Source organism: Streptomyces pristinaespiralis, assembly GCF_001278075.1.
In the GTDB taxonomy this organism is placed as follows: Bacteria; Actinomycetota; Actinomycetes; order Streptomycetales; family Streptomycetaceae; genus Streptomyces; species Streptomyces pristinaespiralis.
On sequence record NZ_CP011340.1, the window covers coordinates 6,975,586 to 6,993,320 of the forward strand.

Below are 17,735 nucleotides of genomic sequence, written 5' to 3' on the forward strand. Positions count from 1 at the left end.
GGGGACATCCGGCCAACAACCCCGTGGGGACGGGGGTGCGGCGGACGGCAGCGATCGGCCGGTCAGCTGGGGAGCTGACCGGCCGTCGCGCATGCCCGCCCGCGCTCCGTGCGACGGCGGCGGCCGCTCCCGCCACCCTTCCGCGCTCCGCGCGACGACTGCGGCCGCTCCCGCCACCCTTCCGCGCTCCGCGCGACGACGGCGGCCACCGCCGCCAGGACGTGCCCTGGGGCCGGCGACCCGGCCCCACCCGACCGGGCCCGGGCAGGGCCGACCCGGCCAACCCGGCCGGCCCGTGATCGGCCCGTATTGGACCCCGCTCCGGCCGGCCGGCGCTCGATCGGGCTCACGCAGGACCCGGCCCGCCCCGCCCCGCCCGCTTGGGCCGTGCCGGCCCCGGCCGGGATCGCCGCCCGTCACTGCCCTGCCCGCCCGGGCCCCACGTCGGGCGCCGCCGGCGGTTCGACCAGAGGCCGCTCCGACCGGGCCCGGCCGAACCCGGCCGCGTACGCCGCCCCAGGACCTGCCGGCTACGACCGGTTCGATCGGGACCTGACCCGACCCGGCCCTGCCCGCCACTACCCGGTCGACCGGGACCCGAATGAGGCCCGGCCCGATGCCCGCGCCCACGCCTGACCCGGCCCCGGCCCGGCGGTCAGGCCCCCCGATACGCTCCACCCCGTGACCGCCTCAGTCGTACGCGCCCTTGCCGACGTCGCTCGTGATGCCGCTCATCTGGCCGCACCCGGCGGTTCCTGCCGTGCCTGCGGCGCCACGGAGGCGGAGACGCTCGCCGACCGTCCCGACGGCACCGTCGTGCGCCACGGCTCGGCCGTCGCGAAGGCGCACGCCCCCGACACCGACCGGGCGGCGCACGAGGTGCGTGTCGCCCTGGCGGCCCACCCCGCGCTGGCGGGGATCCTGCTGCCTCCCCTCCCGAACGGAGCTTGCACGGGCGGCCCGGGCCCCGGAGCTCTCCTCCCGGGCAGCCGGCTCCCGGGTGACGACTCCCGCCCCGTCACGACCTGGCCCTACGGCGTCCCCGTCGACCCCGCGGACCCGGACGCCGCGCCCTGGGAGGAGGCCGCCGTGCTGCTGGCGCGCCTGCACCGCGTCGAGCCGGCCCAGCTGTCGGGAAAGGGCACAGGCGCAGCCGCACTCCCACCCATGCGCGGCCCCGCCAAGGCCGCCGCCGCCGTGGCCCGTATGGAGGCGGCCGCGCCGGACCACCCGGCCGCGCCCGACGTGCGGCGCGCCTGGGAGCGCCTGCCGGCCTGGGCGCGGGGCGAGTCGCCGTCCCCGCGCCGGGATGCGGTGTGCCACGGCGACCTGCACCTCGGCCAGCTCGTGCGCCACCCGGCCCCGGACGGCCCGTGGTTGCTGATCGACGTGGACGACATGGGGCTGGGGGACCCGGCGTGGGACCTGGCCCGTCCCGCTGCCTGGTTCGCGACCGGTCTGCTCGCGCCGGAGATCTGGCAGCGGTTCCTCGGCGCGTACACCACCGCGGACGGCGGCGCCGTTGCTTCCGACGGCGATCCGTGGCCCCAACTCGACGTGCCCGCACGGGCGCTGACCGTCCAGACCGCCGCGCTCGCCCTGGCGAAGTCGGCCGAGGCGGGGCGTCAACCGGACGAGGTCGAGCGGGCGGTGCTGGACGCCTGTACCCGAATCGGGACACTGTGACCCGAGTTGGAGTTCGATGCTCCGTCGTAGGGTGAAGTCATCGTCGCCGGGCATGCATCCCGGCGACGTCGACCGAACGGCGAGGAGCTGACCAGACGATGCAGTGTCCCAAGTGCCACGCAGCGATGCACACGTACAACCGCAATGGTGTTCAGATCGAGCAGTGCAGCGGCTGCCGGGGCATATTTCTCGACTACGGCGAGCTGGAGTCGCTGACCCGCCTGGAGTCGCAGTGGACCCAGCAGGCCCCGCCCGTGCCGCCGGCCCCGCAGGCGTACCCGGCCGCGCCCCCGGCTCCGGCGTGGGGCGCGCCGCACCACGGCGGTCACCACGGGCATCACCGCCAGCGGAGCTTCGGCCGGATGCTGTTCTCTTCCTGAGCCGCCGCTTCCTGAGCACCGGCCGGGCCGCCGGCCCGGCCGGCCCTGCCGCGCGCCTGCCCGGCGCACGACGAAGCCCCCGGCCGTCGGGACGGCCAGGGGCTTCGGGTGGTGCGCGATACTGGGATTGAACCAGTGACCTCTTCCGTGTCAGGGAAGCGCTCTCCCGCTGAGCTAATCGCGCGGGGTGACCTGCGTTACCGCACTGCGCATACCGATCCGCATCACTGTGTGCTGCGTGATCGCTACGTACTGCGTGCGCGATACTGGGATTGAACCAGTGACCTCTTCCGTGTCAGGGAAGCGCTCTCCCGCTGAGCTAATCGCGCGCAGACCCTCGCGGGTCCAGTGGACGATACTGGGATTGAACCAGTGACCTCTTCCGTGTCAGGGAAGCGCTCTCCCGCTGAGCTAATCGTCCTTGGAGGTGGAGACGGGATTTGAACCCGTGTAGACGGCTTTGCAGGCCGTTGCCTCGCCTCTCGGCCACTCCACCCGGAGTGCAGGGGTTTCGGGAAGATCCCCCACTTTCTCGAGCGGACGACGAGATTCGAACTCGCGACCCTCACCTTGGCAAGGTGATGCTCTACCAACTGAGCCACGTCCGCTTGTCGTTTCCGTTCCGCTTGCGCGTCCCGGCGACGTGTTGAACTCTAGCGGATTCCTGGGCCAGTACAAAAACGCGTTTGTGCAGCTTGCCGCCGTGTGTTCACGTCGCAGCAGCTCACCGGCGGCTCAGTGGCGGCTCACCGGCGGCTCTTGGGCGGCCCCCGGGCGGCCCATCCGCACCGCGTCCTCGCCGGTCATACACTCACAGACGTGCACGACCTCGCTCCTCTGGCCCGCTTCGGACCCCTCGTCGCCACCGACCTCCGGGATGTCACCAGCGACCCCGCAGCCCTGGACTCCACCGGCTTCTGGGCCGTCGCCGCCGACTTCGAAGGCGGTCTGACCTGCGCCCGCTTCGGCGATGTCCGCAGCGAACCGGTCCCCGCGCCCGTCCCGGGCCGCTGGCGCGGGCCCGCGGCCGAGGACTGGACGTCCTCCCTGGACCGGGCCGCCTACACCGCCGGCGTGCGGCGCATCCGCGAACACATCGCGGCCGGCGAGGTCTACCAGGCCAACCTGTGCCGGGTGCTGTCGGCGCCGCTGCCGGACCCGGCCGCGGCCGACGTCGACGACCTGACCGCCCTGCTCGCGAGGGGCAACCCCGCGCCGTACGCAGGAACGATCCGCCTGCCCGCGCACGGTGTGGAGATCGCGACCGCGTCCCCCGAGCTGTATCTGAGCCGCGACGGACGCACCGTCGAGTCCGGCCCCATCAAGGGCACGGGCAGAACCGCGGACGACCTCCTCGAGAAGGACCACGCGGAGAACGTCATGATCGTGGACCTGGTCCGCAACGACCTCGGCCGGGTCTGCACCGGCGGCAGCGTCACCGTGCCCGAGCTCTGCGCGATCGAGTCCCACCCCGGCCTCGTCCACCTGGTCTCGACCGTCCGCGGGGAGCTCTCGCCCGGGGCAGGCTGGGGCGAGCTGCTCGCCGCCACCTTTCCGCCGGGCTCGGTCACCGGCGCCCCCAAGTCCAGCGCCCTGAAGATCATCGATGCGCTGGAGACCGCACCGCGCGGCCCGTACTGCGGCGGCATCGGCTGGGTCGACGCCGACCGGCGCACCGCGCAGCTCGCCGTCGGCATACGGACCTTCTGGATCGACCGCGCAGCCGACGTCCTGCGGTTCGGCACCGGCGCCGGCATCACCTGGGGCTCCGACCCGGAACGCGAATGGGCGGAGACGGAACTGAAGGCATCGCGGCTGCTGGCGGTAGCGTCGGGCGCGTACGCGGCAATCGGAAGGACAGCTCGATGAAGGTTTGGGTCAACGGCGCGCTCTCGGAGATCGAGGACGCCCGGGTGTCCGTGCTCGACCACGGCATGACCGTCGGCGACGGCGTCTTCGAGACCGTCAAGGCGGTCCACGGTCGGCCCTTCGCCCTCACCCGCCACCTGGAACGGCTGGCCCGCTCCGCCGCCGGCCTCGGACTGCGGGAGCCCGACCTCGACGAGGTCCGGCACGCCTGCGCCGCCGTACTGGCCGCCAACCCGATGCCGCTCGGCCGGCTGCGCATCACCTACACCGGCGGACTCTCCCCGCTCGGCTCCGACCGGGGGACCGACGGTCCGACGCTGGTCGTCGCGCTCGGCGCGACCACCCGCCGTCCCGACACCACATCGGTGATCACCGTGCCCTGGACCCGCAACGAACGCGGCGCGCTGACCGGGCTGAAGACCACCTCGTACGCCGAGAACGTCGTCGCGCTCGCCAGGGCGCACGAGCACGGCGCCTCAGAGGCCCTGTTCGCGAACACCGTCGGGCGGCTCTGCGAAGGCACCGGCTCGAACGTCTTCGTCGTCCTCGACGGCGAACTGCACACCCCGCCCGTCTCCTCCGGCTGCCTCGCGGGCATCACCCGCGCCCTGACCGTCGAGTGGACGGGCGCCAAGGAGACGGACCTGCCCATGGACGTCCTCGACCACGCGGAGGAGATCTTCCTGACCTCCACGCTCCGCGACGTCCAGTCGGTCGCACGCGTCGACGGCCGCGACATCGTCGCCGCCCCGGGGCCCGTGACCACGAAGGCGATGCGCGTCTTCGAGGAGCGCGCGGCCGCCGACCCCGACCCGAGGACCGTGTAACCGGCCCTGGGGCCCCAGGAAAACCTGGTGTCGGAGGGCCGTGGGGCAGGTAGAAACTCCTCGATGACCACAACCCTGCGGCCCACGGGGCCGATCCAGTACGACGCCGACGGCGCCGCGTCCCGCGGCTACGACGTCTGTGTGAACGGCCGGCCCGTCGGGACGGTCGAACTCGGCATGGACACCGGTGGCGGCCGCCCGGTCGGCTCCGTCCGGTCGCTGCACATCGACGAGGCCGACCGCAGACGGGGCCGCGGCACGGTCGCGGCGCTCGCCGCGGAGGAAGTGCTGCGCGGCTGGGACTGCACCGAGGTCCGCGCGGCCGTCCCGGCCGACGCCGGCCCCGCCCTGCGTCTGGTCGGCGCGCTCGGCTACACCGAACGCGGCCGCAACATGATCAAGGAGGTCCCCGGGCCTCCGCCCGCGCTGCCCGAAGGCGTCGAGGGCCGCCCGCTGGACGAGGACGAGTTCGGCCGCTGGCTGTCGCACGCGGTGCGCCACTTCGCCCAGGACTGGATCTCGCGCGGTGTGCCGGAGGACGAGGCACTCGCCCGCTCCGAGGCCGTCCACGCCCGCCTGCTCCCCGAGGGCCGGGCGACCCCCGGCGCCCATGTCCACCACCTGCTCGCCGACGGCACCGCCGTGGGGCACGTCTGGGTCTCGGAGTGCGAGGTGCGCCCGGGCGTGGACGGCGCGTACGTCTTCGACGTCGAGGTGGCCGAGGCCTACCGGGGGAGGGGTTACGGCAGGGCCCTGATGCTCCTCGCCGAGCGGACGGCGGCCGAGGCCGGCCGCCCGCTGATCGCCCTGCACGTCTTCGAGGGCAACCGCCCCGCGCTCGCGCTCTACGAGTCCCTCGGCTACCGCACCACCCACCGCAACTTCGTCAAGCGGCTCCTGTAGCGGCGCCCGGCCGCGTCACTGCCCGGCCAGGAGCCGGTCGGCGATCTCCTCGATGCGCTCCCGCAGCCCTTCCTGGCTCTTGCCGCCGTCGAGCCGCTCACCGCCGATGACGTACGTGGGCGTGCCGGTCACCCCGATCGCCTTGCCCTCCGCCTGGTCGGCGTCGACGATCAGGATGTGCCGGCCGTCGATCAGCGCGGTGTCGAACTCCTCCGCGTCCAGACCCAGTTCGGCGGCGACCTCCAGCAGGAACGGCTCGCCCTCGGCCGCCAGCTCCTCGGCGCGCGCCAGCACGGCCTCCGCGTACGGCCAGGCCTTGCCCTGCGACGCGGCCTCCTCGGCGGCCTGGGCGGCGGCGAACGCGTGCTTGTGCTTCTCGAGGGGGAAGTGCCGCAGCCGCAGCTCGAGCCGGTCACCGTAGCGGTCGCGGAGGGCCCGCAGGTCCTCCAGCGCGGTGCGGCAGTCGGTGCACTGGAGCTCGCACCACACGTCGAGGACGGCGGGGGAGCCGGTCGGGGAGTCACTCATGCGGCCAGTCTCCCAGCCCGGTGTCCCTCACCCCAACCGGGACCTGGGGAGGAGGCCGCCCCGGAGATCTCCCCCAGATATGCGCACCCCGGCCTCGCACCGTGGCCCGGAACGGCGGGGGCGGTGCAGGATGGAGGGGACGCAACCGCTCAAGCCGCCAACGCCTGGAGGACCGGATGCTTGCCGAGACCATTTGTTCCGCGGTGTCCGCGGCGGGCCTGGGCATCGCCGCGATCACGGCGTACCGCAGGCGTTTCCTGTCCGCGGCGCGCATCGCCGCCTATTCACTGCTGCCGCTCGGCCTCGTCCTCACCGGGGCGGTCGAGTGGGCGGTCGGCACGGCGTTCAGCCTGACCGCCTGGGTCGGCTTCGGTCTGATCGGCGTCGCGTGGCTGCTGTTCCTGACGACCAGGGCGGTGGAGCGCCGGAGGGGCGGGAGCCGCAAGGAACGCAAGGCCGCCGCCGCGGCGGCCCGTCACGAGGCCGCCGAACCGGCCGCGTCCCGACCCTCGCTCGGCCGGTCCGCCCCGGCGGCCGACCCCGCCGCGCCGGCCAGGCCGAAGGCGGCCCGGAAGGACGACGACTTCAGCGACATCGAGGCGATCCTCAAGAAGCACGGTATCTAGCGGTCCTCGAGTCGCACAGGACGGCCGTCCTGGCCGGGTCGCGGGCCGGTCCGGGCCACGGGATGTGATGAACCGCCGTGCCCGCAGGGCGTGTTGCTCGATCTTCCCCGCCCGGGCTGCGCCATGATCACCCCGAGATGCTCGATACCTCGCGGGGCCAGGCCCCCGTACCGACCCAGGAGCCGCGCGGATGCCTTTTCGCGCTCTCCCAGCCGCCCCTGATGATCTTCCTCGGGGTGATCGGCGTCCTGCTGCTGATGGCGGCCGTGCACGACCTCTTCTGGCTGTGAGGGACGCGGTGGGACACCACGGTCCGCTCAGCCCGCGGCCTCCTTGCGGCGCGCCCGGTAGGCGGCGACATGCAGTCGGTTGCCGCAGGTGCGGCTGTCGCAGTAGCGGCGCGACCGGTTGCGCGACAGGTCCACGAACGCGCGCCCGCAGTCCGGCGCCTCGCAGCGCCGCAGCCGCTCCTGTTCGCCCGCTACGACGATGAACGCCAGCGCCATCCCGCAGTCCGCCGCGAGATGGTCGGCGACGGACGCGCCCGGCGCGAAGTAGTGCACGTGCCAGTCGTAGCCGTCGTGGTCCGTGAGCTGCGGGGTCGTGCCCGCCGCCGCCACGAGGCGGTTGATGACCTCCGCGGCCGTCCGGCTGTCCGGCGCCGCGAACACCTGGGCGAACAGCGTCCGGATCGCCTGGACGGCCTTGATGTCCCGCTGGGTCAGCTCCCCCACCCCGCTGACCTTGTGGCCGCGTACGAAGTCGTACAGCGCCGCGACGTCCGTCAGCCTGTCGTCCTGCCCGCTCTCCGGTGCGGTGTTCACCAGATCGACGACGGTGTCGAGGGCGATACGGGTGTCGTGGGGGATCAGCACGAATTCGCTCCCTGGCCGGATGCGGGCCGGTGCCCGCCGAATTGCGCTGACTCTAGCGGTTCGTGCCGAGAGCGCACCGGCGCCGCCGCCGCGGTGGATTCCGCGACGACGGCGCCGGTGTTGTCCGTATGAGGCTGTCCGCGCGGCGCCGTCTCCCCGAGACGGACGGCGCCGTGCGGTTTTCCGCCGGCCGGACTGCGCTCAGTTCTCGGCCAGAATGTGCGACAACTCCGTGTCGAGATCGAAGTGCCGGTGCTCGGTGCCTGGCGGCACCGCTGCGTCCGTCCGCTTGAGGAACGATTCCAGGGCCCGCGCCGGGGCCTCCAGCAGGGCTTCGCCCTCCGGGGAGCTCAGCGCGATGCAGACGACGCCCTGGCCATGGCTGCGTGAGGGCCAGACCCGTACGTCGCCCGTGCCGGTGGGCCGGTGAAGGCCCTCGGCGAGAAGGTCGCGGGCGAAGACCCACTCGACCGTCTCTTCGGCTCCGGTGTGGAAGGTGGCGTGCACGGCATAGGGATCGGCCGTGTCATACCGCAGGCCCGCGGGTACAGGCAGTGAGGACTCGCTCGATACAACGAGGCGCAGGTGCAGCTCGCAGCTGACCGTGGTGTTCATAAGCGCCAGGGCCTTTCGCTCAGTGTGCGCTCGGGGATTCGCACGTCGGCGAAATCGACATGCCACCTACGGTGCCGTTGTAAACCCCTCTGACCGTTTTGGGATCCTTCAGGTCGCTCGTACGGCGGTGCATTACTTTGCGTTATACGGCCATTCCGGTGACGGAGTTCGATCCGGTACGTTTGGATTTATGAACGCGCAGAGTGACGAGCGGGACGAGGCCGTCGTGACGACGACGGCCGACCCCGCCACGGGGGACGTGACGGACGGTGCGGCGCAGCCGCTGCCGGAGGCGGCGAAGGAGGAACCGGCGCTCGGATCGAAGGCACCGCACTTCATCAAACGGTCGAGAACGCTGCATGTGAGCTGGCAGGTCGGCGTCTTCATCGTCGGCCTCGCCGTCGTCGGCGCCGGTGTGTCCATGCTGGTGCTGCCCGGACCCGGCTGGGTCGTGATCTTCGGCGGCATGGCGATCTGGGCGACCGAGTTCGTCTGGGCCCAGCTCGTGCTGCGCTGGACCAAGCGCAAGGTCACGGAGGCGGCCCAGCGGGCGCTCGACCCGAAGGTCCGGCGGCGCAACATCATCCTCACGACGATCGGTCTCGTCATCGTCGCGGCACTGTGCGCCGTCTATCTCTGGAAGTTCGGGCTCGCCATGCCGTGGAACATCGACGAGTGACCACCAAGTGGTCCGGGGCACCCGCTGACATGGGGTAATGTTTGCCGTGCGCCCGGGCGATTAGCTCAGTGGGAGAGCGCTTCGTTCACACCGAAGAGGTCACTGGTTCGAACCCAGTATCGCCCACCCGGAACGGATGCCCCGGAGACTTGACGGTCTCCGGGGCATTCGTCGTTTCCGCCGCCGTCACCGCATGCGGCTCAGGCTCTCCCGCAGCCTGCGGGCGTCCCGGAGCCGCTGCTCGTACGTCGCCCCCACCCCCAGCAGGAGCAGGCCCACGAGCGCGGGCGGCAGCCAGCGGGGGAGCGCTCCGACGACCTGCGCCACGTACGGGGCGAGCTCGTGCAGCGCGTCGAGGGCCAGCACCGCGCCGCCGAGGACGAGCAGCGCCTGCAGCCTCAGCCGCGCGCCGGCGAGGGTCACCGCCAGGGCCGCGAGCCCCAGCAGCAGCGGGCGCAGCCAGTGCTCGTCGCCCCAGGCTGCGACGAGGCTCGGCACCAGGGTCGCCGCCAGGCCGGGACCGTACGCCGTCCACGAGGAGGCCTGCGGGTCCTTCCTGCGGCGCAGCGCCCCGAGGGCCAGCGCCACGGCGGTGACGGGCAGGGTGTACGCCTCCGGGGCCGTCACGTCGGAGGCCGCCAGCCGGACCCAGGAGGCCGTCACGAAGCACACGGCGGCCAGGTGGCCGGCCACCTGGCGTCGCTCCTCCCGCACGGCCGTACCGGCGGCGACGACACCGCACAGCGCCAGGACCAGGGCCAGCGTCGGCCCGTCGCCCGCCGCGAGCGGCAGCGCGACCAGGCCGGCCGCGGCGCCGGTGATCTCCACGGGCAGGGCTGCGGGGTGGCGACGCAGCACGGCGCCGAGCACCGCGGTGAGCGCCGGCACGGCCAGCAGCACCAGTGCGGCCCGGTGCGGCGGGAGATCGAGCGCCGCCGCGCCCGCCCCGGCGAAGACGGCCGCGTAGAACGTCGCCGCGCAGGCGAGCAACGCCTGTGCCGGTCCCTTGGTCCGCACGGCCGCGAGCGCGAGGGCCGCGACGAGCACACCGAGGACCGCGAAGGTCGCCGGCCGCGTCGCGAGCGACAGCAGCGCCACGCTCACCGAACCGCCGAGCCCGCACACCAGCGCGGTGATCGAGACGTCCGTGCGCCGCACGGCCGTGGACAGGGCGAGGACCGCGAGGGTGAGGATCAGCTGCCAGGCGACGGCCGCCCAGTGACCGAAGCCGAACACGACCGGCGCCGTGACCGCGGCGGCCCAGGCCGCCGCGACCGCGCCCGACCGGGCGGCCGCACGTATCCGGTCGCCGTGAGCGCGCCGCACCGCCGCGGGGGACCACGGCGCTCCGGGCGCCGGGGCGGGGGAGTCCTGCCCCGCCTGATCCGGGCCCTGGGTGTCTTCGGCATCGTCCCGGTGGCGGGCCACGGCGGCCAGGACCGCCGCGACGGTCAGCAGCGTCAGCGGGGCAGGGAGCAAGGTCGTCGTCGTGGCGTCCAGGTCGGGCAGGGCGGAGCCGCCGGACCAGATGTCCGTCAGCGTCGTCGCCGGACCCGCCAGCGCCAGCGCCGTCAGCGGAAGTGCCGCGAGAAGCGCCGCCGCGTGCACGGCCGCCGCCGCACCGGCGAGGCCGCCGAGCAGCCGCCGCGGCAGCGGGGTCCGTACGGCGCCCAGCAGAGCGACCGCGCACAGCAGGTACCCGAGCACCGCCCAGCCGCCCGGTACCGCGGCGCGGACCACGCCGCCGGCGCCCGCCACCACGGCCAGGCCCGCGACGGCGGAGACCCACGCGGCGGAGGTGCGCCACGCGGCGAACAGGGCGACGGCCGCCGCCGTGCTCAGCAGCACCGCCGGGCCGGCGGAAGCAGCGACGTCGTCCGCCGCCAGCGACCTGATGACGCCGAGCAGCAGCGCCCCGCCGCCCGTCGTCGCGGCGGCCGCCCAGGCGACCACCTTCACCGAGGCCGGCCGCGTCCACAGCACGACGGCGACGTCCAGCGCGGCGGTCAGCAGCAGCGCCCACTCCATCGGTGGCGCGGCGGCGTCCGCCGTCAGCGCCCAGAGCGGCAGCGGGAGCTGCGCGGCCACGACGGCGGCCGGCAGCGGGGTCGCCAGCCGGGGCAGCGCGACGCCGTACGACGACCACAGCGCGGCGAGCGCCGCGGACGCCAGGGCCGAGTAACCGAGCCCGTCCGTCTCCGGCAGGCCCACCCGGTGCAGGGCGTACGCGTCGAGCACCGTCAGCACCAGCCCGAGCACGGCCACGGACTCGGCCGTCGCGACGAGACCCCTGCGCAGCAGGACCACCGGCGTGCCCAGTGCGGCGAGCGTCACGGCGCCGAGCACCGCGGAACGGCCGCCGATCCCCATCGCGCCCCAGCTGACGAGGGTGAACGCGATGGCCGCGATCGCCAGCAGCAGCCCGCCGAGCGTCAGCAGCAGGTTCTGCACGCCGGGGGGCGAGGTCTCCGCCGCGGCCGGTGCGGCGAAGGGCCGGCCGTAACCGGCGGGCGGCGGGGCGGCCGGCGCCGCGAAGGGCGTGGCGGGCCGCAGCGCGGCGAGCAGCCAGGCCCTGCGGGCCAGCAACTGGGCACGGCGCGCTTCAAGTTGGCGCAGCTCACGGTCGAGTGTCGCCAGTTCCTCGGCCGGTGGTGGCACGTTCTCCATGGCCGAAGTGTGGCCCCGGCCACAGCCGGCGGCATGGGTGCGGATACTCAATTCCCGGTGAGTACCGGCCGGCAGGGGCGCAGACTGGGCCCATGGACTGGTGCCGTTACCGCTTCCGCAGTGTCTGGGACCTGGCCGCCGCGCCGGACGAGGTCTACGAGGTGCTGTCACGGGTGGAGGACTATCCCCGTTGGTGGCCGCAGGTGCGTGAGGTGACGGAGGTCGAGGAAGGGGTCGGCACCGCCCGGTTCCGCTCGTTCCTCCCGTACGACCTGCGCGTCACGGGCCGCACACAGCGCAGCGATCCTTCTGCCGGTGTGCTGGAGGTGCGGATGGCGGGGGACCTCGACGGCTGGTCGCGATGGACGGTGCGGGCCGGCGGCAGGGGCACCCGGGCGCTGTACGAGCAGGAGGTCGTCGTGCGAAGGCCGCTGATGAGACGGCTCTCGGTCCCGTGCCGCCCGGTCTTCCGGGCCAACCACGCGTTCATGATGCGCAGCGGGAAGCGCGGCCTCGAGGCCTACCTGGAAGGAGTTTGAACCCAGCCCGCGGTGCCCTGTATTGTTCAGTCCGTTCCCGGGCGATTAGCTCAGTGGGAGAGCGCTTCGTTCACACCGAAGAGGTCACTGGTTCGAACCCAGTATCGCCCACCGGGAGAGGCCGGTCCGTCGTCGACGGACCGGCCTCACTTGTTCCACCGTCAGGCCGCGGCAGCGAGTCCCGGCCGCAGCGGCCACGCGGGATCGACCGTCTCCGGCGTACCGCTGCGGGCGAACCACGCCTGGAGCCCGCGTGCCTGAGCCGCGTGCCACACCGCCTGGAGCGTGTGCAGTTCCGCGGGCGACAGCCGCTCCAGACGGGCGTTGAAGCGCCGCCCCACCGCCCGTACGACCTCCAGCGCCGCCAGCGCGTCGGCCGCCGCGTCGTGCGCCCCGTCGAGCACCACCTCGTACTGCGCGCACAGGTCCGTGAGCGTGCGCCGCCCCTTGCGGTAGCGGTCCAGATGCTTGTCCAGCACCCGCGGATCCAGCACGCACAGCGGCGAACGGTCCAGGTAGCGGCTCAGCGACGACGCCCGATGCCGCCTCAACTCCCGGTCCAGCAGGGTGAGGTCGAACGGCGCGTTCATCACCACCAGCGGCCGGCCCGCCGCGCACTGCTCGGCCAGTGACCTGGCTATCTCCTCCATCACCGGCGCGGGCCAACGGCCGTTGCGCTGAAGGTGGTCGTCGGTCAGACCGTGCACCTCGATGGCGCCCGGCGGCACGGGCACCCCGGGATTCACCAGCCAGCGCGTGATCCTCGGCCGCCCGCCGGGCGAATCCTGGACCACGACCGCCGCGGACACGATGCGGTCCTCCTCGACGTCCACTCCGGTTGTCTCTGTGTCAAATGCGGCCAGCGGGCCGTCATACCAGTGCGTCATCCGCGAACTCCTCGCACGTACCCGGCAGATGGCGACAACCCCTGCCCGAATCGGTGATACCCGGGCTGTTTGCACCGTACGCAGGCCGGTGACAACACAGGTGACGGGGAAGGAAATCGACATGGCGCTCGCCCAGCCCGAGCCGGGAGGGCTGTCCCCCGCAAGCGGGAGGCGCCCCCAGCCCCAGCGGACGCCCCCGCTGCGCGGAGCACTCGCCACCACCGCCTGCATGGAGACGCTCCAGGTGGGTTATCTGCACGCCGTCGCGGCCGCGGCGGGGTGCTCGCTCTCCCAGCCGTTCCCGGACAACGGGATCGACTGGCACCTCAGCCACAGCTCGGCCGGCCACACGGTCGACGACGAAGTGACCATCAAGGTGCAGCTCAAGTGCACCTACCAGATCCCACCGCACCCGCCGGGGCCCGCGTTCTCCTTCACCCTCGACAACGATCACCTGGTGAAGCTGGCCCGCACCCCCGTCTCGGTGCACAAGATCCTGGTCGTGATGCTCGTCCCGAGGACCCAGGACGAATGGCTGCGGGCCAGTCACGACCGGCTCGACCTGAGGCACTGCTGCTACTGGACCAACCTGGCCGGCCAAGCAGTGACCGGCAGGCACCGGACCACCGTGCGCATCCCGACCTCGCGGATCTTCGACGACCGGGCGCTCTGCGAGATCATGACGCGCGTCGGGGCGGGAGGGAGACCCTGATGCACCGGCCCTTCGACGACCATGTGCGTCCGCACCCGAGCGCCGCGGAGCCCCCGGGCCCGTGGCGCGGCGCGGTCGAACCGGACCCGGCGGAGGTCGACCCCGTCGTCCTCGGCGCACTGCTGGACCGGCACGGCTGGCGGCGCCGCGGCGGCGCCGCGGGCCGCTACACCCGCTGGACCCCACCGGGGCCCCTGACCGGCGGCACCAGCCTGCTCGTGCCGGAGAGCAAGGCCTTCCCCGACTGCGAGGACCTGCTCGGCGAGGCCATCACCGCTCTCGTCCGCAGCGCCGCGCCCTCCGCCAAGGACGTCCTCGTCGGACTCACGGTCCCCAGCGACGAGATCCGCTGGTGGCGCGACACACCCGCCGGCGGCCCCTCGGGCACCGCCTCGTGGACCGTGCAGGAACAGCTCCGCTCGGCCGCCCGGCAGATGCTGCTCGCCGGCGCGCTCGCCGCCCGCGAACGCGCCGGCTACTACGGCGGGCGCCACCGCAGGCAGGCGCAGGCGCTGCTCGGCGGGGTCCTCGTCGGACCGGCGCCGGGCGGCCGTTCCCTGACCGCCTTCGTACCCGTCGAATCCGGGCGGGCACTGGCCGTTCGGCTCTGCCACGCCGTGCAGGCCACCAGGGAGGCCATCGACTACCAGCGGGCGACGGGCGGCACAGAGGCGTTCGACGCGGCGGTCAGGGCCGGGGTGAGCCGCGAACTCACCGAGGCGGTCATCGCGCTCGTCCGCGGCTCGGAAGGGGCCCGCGTCGCCGTCGAATGGTCACCGGCCGCAGGGGTTCCGCAGGGCTGCGCAGCGCGCATGGAACCGGTCGAGTTCTCACCCGGAGACCTGCCCGTGCTGCGCGAGGCCGGCGCCCGCTACCTCCAGGACGAGCCGTCCGTGCCGGTACGGATCACCGGCACGGTGGTGCGCATGCGGCGCTCGGGACCGCGTGGCGCAGGCACCGTGCGACTGCGGGTGCTCGCGGGCGCCGACGTCCCGCACGTACGCGTGGCGCTCGACGAGGACGCCTACCGGACGGCCGGCCAGGCCCACCTGGTGGGACTGCCGATCCGGGTGGCGGGACGGCTGGAGAGCCGGGGCGGTTTCCGCCGGCTGACCGACGCGTCCGGGGTGGCGCCCGTGCCGGTCGACGAGGCGGAGCGCGACCGGCTGATGAAGTCGCTCCAGGAGATTCCCGACTTCTTCGACGAGGCGGGCGAGCAGGAGGGCGGGGGGCCGCCGCCGTAACCGTTTCGCGAGCGGTCCCTCCGGCTCGGTACGATTCGAGATGCGTACGCACTTCGTATCGGGTACGCGCCCGCCTTCAGTCAGGAGAGACCGGTGTCAGACGTCCGTGTGATCATCCAACGCGATTCCGAGCGGGAAGAGCGCGTGGTGACGACGGGCACTACGGCCGCCGACCTCTTCCCCGAGCGCACCGTCGTCGCCGCCCGTGTGGGCGGCGAGCTGAAGGACCTCAGCTACGAGCCGAAGGACGGCGAGGAGGTCGAGCCCGTCGAGATCTCCTCCGAGGACGGCCTCAACATCCTGCGCCACTCCACCGCGCACGTCATGGCCCAGGCCGTGCAGGAGCTCTTCCCCGAGGCGAAGCTCGGCATCGGCCCGCCGGTCAAGGACGGCTTCTACTACGACTTCGACGTCGAGAAGCCCTTCCACCCCGATGACCTCAAGGCCATCGAGAAGAAGATGCAGGAGATCCAGAAGCGCGGCCAGCGCTTCTCGCGCCGCGTCGTCACCGACGAGGCGGCACGCGAGGAGCTCGCGGACGAGCCGTACAAGCTGGAGCTCATCGGCCTCAAGGGCTCCGCGTCCTCGGACGACGGCGCGGACGTGGAGGTCGGCGCGGGCGAGCTGACCATCTACGACAACCTGGACGCCAAGACCGGCGAGCTGTGCTGGAAGGACCTATGCCGCGGTCCGCACCTGCCGACCACCCGGAACATCCCGGCGTTCAAGCTGATGCGCAACGCCGCCGCGTACTGGCGCGGCAGCGAGAAGAACCCGATGCTCCAGCGCATCTACGGCACCGCCTGGCCGTCGAAGGAAGAGCTCAAGGCGCACCTCGAGTTCCTCGCGGAGGCGGAGAAGCGCGACCACCGCAAGCTGGGCAGCGAGCTCGACCTCTTCTCCATCCCCGAGCAGATCGGCTCCGGCCTCGCCGTCTTCCACCCCAAGGGCGGCATCATCCGCCGGGTCATGGAGGACTACAGCCGCAAGCGGCACGAGGAGGAGGGCTACGAGTTCGTCTACACCCCCCATGCCACCAAGGGGAAGCTCTTCGAGACCTCGGGCCACCTGGACTGGTACGCCGACGGCATGTACCCGCCCATGCAGCTCGACGAGGGCGTGGACTACTACCTCAAGCCCATGAACTGCCCGATGCACAACCTGATCTTCGACGCGCGCGGGCGTTCGTACCGTGAACTGCCGCTGCGTCTCTTCGAGTTCGGGACCGTGTACCGGTACGAGAAATCGGGCGTCGTGCACGGCCTCACCCGTGCCCGAGGTTTCACCCAGGACGACGCGCACATCTACTGCACCAAGGAGCAGATGGCGGACGAGCTCGACTCGACGCTGACCTTCGTGCTGAACCTGCTGCGCGACTACGGTCTGACCGACTTCTACCTGGAGCTGTCCACCAAGGACCCGGAGAAGTTCGTCGGCTCTGACGAGGTCTGGGAGGAGGCCACGGAGACGCTGCGGCAGGTGGCGGAGAAGCAGGGCCTCCCGCTGGTCCCGGACCCGGGCGGCGCCGCGTTCTACGGGCCGAAGATCTCCGTCCAGGCCAAGGACGCCATCGGCCGGACCTGGCAGATGTCGACGGTGCAGCTCGACTTCAACCTGCCGGAGCGCTTCGACCTGGAGTACACCGGCCCCGACGGCACCAAGCACCGCCCGGTGATGATCCACCGCGCGCTGTTCGGTTCGATCGAGCGGTTCTTCGCCGTGCTGCTGGAGCACTACGCGGGCGCGATGCCGCCGTGGCTGGCCCCGGTGCAGGCGGTCGGCATCCCGATCGGCGACGCGCACGTCGAGTACCTGCAGGACTTCGCGGCGGATGCGAAGAAGAAGGGCCTGCGGGTCGAGGTGGACTCCTCCTCCGACCGGATGCAGAAGAAGATCCGCAACCAGCAGAAGCTGAAGGTCCCGTTCATGATCATCGTCGGTGACGACGACATGAACGCCGGCACGGTCTCCTTCCGCTACCGCGACGGCTCGCAGGAGAACGGCATCCCGCGCGAGGACGCCCTGGCGAAGATCGCCGACGTGGTGGAGCGCCGGGTCCAGGTCTGAGTGCGACAGCGAGGGGCGGTCCCTTTCCGGGGCCGCCCCTCGCCGCATGCCGCGAGCAGCGCCGAATATGCTGGCCCGCATGACGACAGAGCAGCCGGAGCAGCAGATCGGAGTCGGGACGCCTGACGCGTTCCAGCGACTGTGGACGCCCCACCGGATGGCGTACATCCAGGGCCAGGACAAGCCCACGGGCCCCGGCTCGGGGGACGGCTGCCCGTTCTGCTCGATCCCGTCCAAGAGCGACGAGGACGGCCTGGTCATCGCCCGTGGTGAGCGGGTGTACGCCGTGCTCAACCTCTACCCGTACAACGGCGGGCACCTGATGGTGGTCCCGTTCCGTCATGTCGCCGACTACACGGAGCTGGACGACGCCGAAACCGCCGAGCTCGCCAAGCTGACGAAGCAGGCGATGACCGCGCTGCGCGCGGCGTCCGGCGCCCACGGGTTCAACATCGGCCTGAACCAGGGCTCGGCGGCGGGCGCCGGTATCGCCGCCCATCTGCACCAGCACATCGTGCCCCGCTGGGGCGGCGACACCAATTTCATGCCCGTCATCGGCAACACCAAGGTGCTGCCCCAGCTGCTCGGCGACACCCGCAGGATGCTCGCCGAGCACTGGCCGAAGGGCTGA

The 17,735-nt window shown here is 72.6% G+C and carries 18 protein-coding genes and 7 tRNA genes; 15 read left to right on the forward strand and 10 right to left on the reverse strand.

Translation table 11 applies throughout. The annotated features are described in order from the left end of the window. Nucleotides 1–681: 681 nt before the first annotated feature. Together SPRI_RS29870 and SPRI_RS29875 are read left to right on the forward strand one after the other, a co-directional pair. Nucleotides 682–1,686 (forward strand): phosphotransferase family protein, encoded by a 1,005-nt coding sequence (locus SPRI_RS29870; protein ID WP_053557508.1) that lies wholly within the window; start codon nucleotides 682–684, stop codon nucleotides 1,684–1,686. A 98-nt stretch (nucleotides 1,687–1,784) separates the two neighbouring features. Beyond that, nucleotides 1,785–2,066, forward strand: a complete 282-nt coding sequence (locus SPRI_RS29875; protein WP_005319692.1) for a TFIIB-type zinc ribbon-containing protein — start codon at nucleotides 1,785–1,787, stop codon at nucleotides 2,064–2,066. Nucleotides 2,067–2,175: 109 nt separating this feature from the next. Here the strand turns inward: SPRI_RS29875 and SPRI_RS29880 are convergent. The 5 genes from SPRI_RS29880 to SPRI_RS29900 form a co-directional block, all read right to left on the reverse strand. Further along, nucleotides 2,176–2,250 (reverse strand) — tRNA-Val (locus tag SPRI_RS29880). Between the two features lie 73 nt (nucleotides 2,251–2,323). Next, nucleotides 2,324–2,395, reverse strand: a tRNA-Val gene (locus SPRI_RS29885). Between the two features lie 20 nt (nucleotides 2,396–2,415). Next, nucleotides 2,416–2,487, reverse strand: a tRNA-Val gene (locus SPRI_RS29890). 1 nt (nucleotide 2,488) lies between these two features. After that, a tRNA-Cys gene (locus SPRI_RS29895) sits at nucleotides 2,489–2,562 on the reverse strand. Between the two features lie 39 nt (nucleotides 2,563–2,601). Next, nucleotides 2,602–2,674 (reverse strand) — tRNA-Gly (locus tag SPRI_RS29900). 211 nt (nucleotides 2,675–2,885) lie between these two features. Between SPRI_RS29900 and SPRI_RS29905 the strand changes: the two genes are divergently transcribed. The 3 genes from SPRI_RS29905 (at nucleotide 2,886) to SPRI_RS29915 (ending at nucleotide 5,665) form a co-directional block, all read left to right on the forward strand. Beyond that, nucleotides 2,886–3,935 (forward strand): chorismate-binding protein, encoded by a 1,050-nt coding sequence (locus SPRI_RS29905; protein WP_037775236.1) that lies wholly within the window; start codon nucleotides 2,886–2,888, stop codon nucleotides 3,933–3,935. After that, nucleotides 3,932–4,762, forward strand: coding sequence for an aminotransferase class IV (locus tag SPRI_RS29910; RefSeq protein ID WP_005319697.1), 831 nt, complete (start codon nucleotides 3,932–3,934; stop codon nucleotides 4,760–4,762). Before SPRI_RS29905 ends, SPRI_RS29910 begins: the two co-directional genes overlap by 4 nt. Before the next feature lie 63 nt (nucleotides 4,763–4,825). Further along, nucleotides 4,826–5,665, forward strand: coding sequence for a GNAT family N-acetyltransferase (locus tag SPRI_RS29915; protein WP_053557509.1), 840 nt, complete (start codon nucleotides 4,826–4,828; stop codon nucleotides 5,663–5,665). 15 nt (nucleotides 5,666–5,680) lie between these two features. On the opposite strand, the gene SPRI_RS29920 is transcribed toward SPRI_RS29915, so the two are convergent. Beyond that, nucleotides 5,681–6,193, reverse strand: a complete 513-nt coding sequence (locus tag SPRI_RS29920; RefSeq protein WP_005319703.1) for a DsbA family protein — start codon at nucleotides 6,191–6,193, stop codon at nucleotides 5,681–5,683. 176 nt (nucleotides 6,194–6,369) lie between these two features. Here SPRI_RS29920 and SPRI_RS29925 point away from each other — a divergent pair, with 176 nt between their 5' ends. Beyond that, complete coding sequence (locus SPRI_RS29925) at nucleotides 6,370–6,819, forward strand: hypothetical protein (protein WP_053557510.1); 450 nt, start codon at nucleotides 6,370–6,372, stop codon at nucleotides 6,817–6,819. A gap of 137 nt (nucleotides 6,820–6,956) precedes the next feature. Further along, nucleotides 6,957–7,109: a hypothetical protein gene (locus SPRI_RS38950; protein ID WP_005319706.1), complete on the forward strand. Its 153-nt coding sequence runs from the start codon at nucleotides 6,957–6,959 to the stop codon at nucleotides 7,107–7,109. Nucleotides 7,110–7,136: 27 nt separating this feature from the next. Here SPRI_RS38950 and SPRI_RS29930 read toward each other — a convergent pair whose 3' ends face one another. Further along, nucleotides 7,137–7,694 (reverse strand): CGNR zinc finger domain-containing protein, encoded by a 558-nt coding sequence (locus SPRI_RS29930; protein WP_005319709.1) that lies wholly within the window; start codon nucleotides 7,692–7,694, stop codon nucleotides 7,137–7,139. A gap of 201 nt (nucleotides 7,695–7,895) precedes the next feature. Then, nucleotides 7,896–8,309, reverse strand: coding sequence for an SsgA family sporulation/cell division regulator (locus tag SPRI_RS29935; protein ID WP_003987206.1), 414 nt, complete (start codon nucleotides 8,307–8,309; stop codon nucleotides 7,896–7,898). 190 nt (nucleotides 8,310–8,499) lie between these two features. On the opposite strand from SPRI_RS29935, the gene SPRI_RS29940 reads away from it, so the two are divergent. Next, nucleotides 8,500–8,988, forward strand: coding sequence for a TIGR02611 family protein (locus tag SPRI_RS29940; protein WP_005319714.1), 489 nt, complete (start codon nucleotides 8,500–8,502; stop codon nucleotides 8,986–8,988). Nucleotides 8,989–9,042: 54 nt separating this feature from the next. Continuing rightward, a tRNA-Val gene (locus SPRI_RS29945) sits at nucleotides 9,043–9,114 on the forward strand. 60 nt (nucleotides 9,115–9,174) lie between these two features. Here SPRI_RS29945 and SPRI_RS29950 read toward each other — a convergent pair. Continuing rightward, nucleotides 9,175–11,655, reverse strand: coding sequence for an SCO7613 C-terminal domain-containing membrane protein (locus SPRI_RS29950; RefSeq protein ID WP_053557511.1), 2,481 nt, complete (start codon nucleotides 11,653–11,655; stop codon nucleotides 9,175–9,177). Between the two features lie 92 nt (nucleotides 11,656–11,747). Between SPRI_RS29950 and SPRI_RS29955 the strand changes: the two genes are divergently transcribed. Together SPRI_RS29955 and SPRI_RS29960 are read left to right on the forward strand one after the other, a co-directional pair. Next, entirely contained in the window at nucleotides 11,748–12,194 is a 447-nt protein-coding gene (locus SPRI_RS29955; protein WP_005319719.1) for an SRPBCC family protein, read from the forward strand. Between the two features lie 39 nt (nucleotides 12,195–12,233). Beyond that, a tRNA-Val gene (locus tag SPRI_RS29960) sits at nucleotides 12,234–12,305 on the forward strand. A gap of 50 nt (nucleotides 12,306–12,355) precedes the next feature. On the opposite strand, the gene SPRI_RS29965 is transcribed toward SPRI_RS29960, so the two are convergent. Continuing rightward, nucleotides 12,356–13,081, reverse strand: coding sequence for a 3'-5' exonuclease (locus tag SPRI_RS29965; protein WP_005319721.1), 726 nt, complete (start codon nucleotides 13,079–13,081; stop codon nucleotides 12,356–12,358). Between the two features lie 121 nt (nucleotides 13,082–13,202). On the opposite strand from SPRI_RS29965, the gene SPRI_RS29970 reads away from it, so the two are divergent. The 4 genes from SPRI_RS29970 (at nucleotide 13,203) to SPRI_RS29985 (ending at nucleotide 17,735) form a co-directional block, all read left to right on the forward strand. Continuing rightward, nucleotides 13,203–13,793 carry a DUF4365 domain-containing protein gene (locus tag SPRI_RS29970; RefSeq protein ID WP_005319723.1) on the forward strand — a complete coding sequence of 197 codons (591 nt, stop codon included), beginning with the start codon at nucleotides 13,203–13,205 and terminating at the stop codon, nucleotides 13,791–13,793. Further along, entirely contained in the window at nucleotides 13,793–15,037 is a 1,245-nt protein-coding gene (locus tag SPRI_RS29975; RefSeq protein ID WP_053557512.1) for a hypothetical protein, read from the forward strand. The genes SPRI_RS29970 and SPRI_RS29975 overlap by 1 nt, the downstream gene beginning before the upstream one ends. Before the next feature lie 93 nt (nucleotides 15,038–15,130). Beyond that, nucleotides 15,131–17,104: a threonine--tRNA ligase gene (gene thrS / locus SPRI_RS29980; protein ID WP_005319732.1), complete on the forward strand. Its 1,974-nt coding sequence runs from the start codon at nucleotides 15,131–15,133 to the stop codon at nucleotides 17,102–17,104. Nucleotides 17,105–17,171: 67 nt separating this feature from the next. Then, entirely contained in the window at nucleotides 17,172–17,735 is a 564-nt protein-coding gene (locus SPRI_RS29985; RefSeq protein WP_005319735.1) for an HIT family protein, read from the forward strand.

Bases quoted from the DNA above. Each gene is read 5' to 3' on its own strand.
- SPRI_RS29875 (WP_005319692.1), top strand. From the start codon at position 1,785: ATGCAGTGTCCCAAGTGCCACGCAGCGATGCACACGTACAACCGCAAT.
- SPRI_RS29920 (WP_005319703.1), bottom strand. From the start codon at position 6,193: ATGAGTGACTCCCCGACCGGCTCCCCCGCCGTCCTCGACGTGTGGTGC.
- SPRI_RS29940 (WP_005319714.1), top strand. From the start codon at position 8,500: ATGAACGCGCAGAGTGACGAGCGGGACGAGGCCGTCGTGACGACGACG.
- SPRI_RS29935 (WP_003987206.1), bottom strand. From the start codon at position 8,309: ATGAACACCACGGTCAGCTGCGAGCTGCACCTGCGCCTCGTTGTATCG.
- SPRI_RS29910 (WP_005319697.1), top strand. From the start codon at position 3,932: ATGAAGGTTTGGGTCAACGGCGCGCTCTCGGAGATCGAGGACGCCCGG.
- SPRI_RS29965 (WP_005319721.1), bottom strand. From the start codon at position 13,081: ATGACGCACTGGTATGACGGCCCGCTGGCCGCATTTGACACAGAGACA.
- SPRI_RS29970 (WP_005319723.1), top strand. From the start codon at position 13,203: ATGGCGCTCGCCCAGCCCGAGCCGGGAGGGCTGTCCCCCGCAAGCGGG.
- SPRI_RS38950 (WP_005319706.1), top strand. From the start codon at position 6,957: ATGCTCGATACCTCGCGGGGCCAGGCCCCCGTACCGACCCAGGAGCCG.
- SPRI_RS29985 (WP_005319735.1), top strand. From the start codon at position 17,172: ATGCTGGCCCGCATGACGACAGAGCAGCCGGAGCAGCAGATCGGAGTC.
- SPRI_RS29975 (WP_053557512.1), top strand. From the start codon at position 13,793: ATGCACCGGCCCTTCGACGACCATGTGCGTCCGCACCCGAGCGCCGCG.
- SPRI_RS29925 (WP_053557510.1), top strand. From the start codon at position 6,370: ATGCTTGCCGAGACCATTTGTTCCGCGGTGTCCGCGGCGGGCCTGGGC.
- SPRI_RS29955 (WP_005319719.1), top strand. From the start codon at position 11,748: ATGGACTGGTGCCGTTACCGCTTCCGCAGTGTCTGGGACCTGGCCGCC.
- SPRI_RS29915 (WP_053557509.1), top strand. From the start codon at position 4,826: ATGACCACAACCCTGCGGCCCACGGGGCCGATCCAGTACGACGCCGAC.
- SPRI_RS29950 (WP_053557511.1), bottom strand. From the start codon at position 11,655: ATGGAGAACGTGCCACCACCGGCCGAGGAACTGGCGACACTCGACCGT.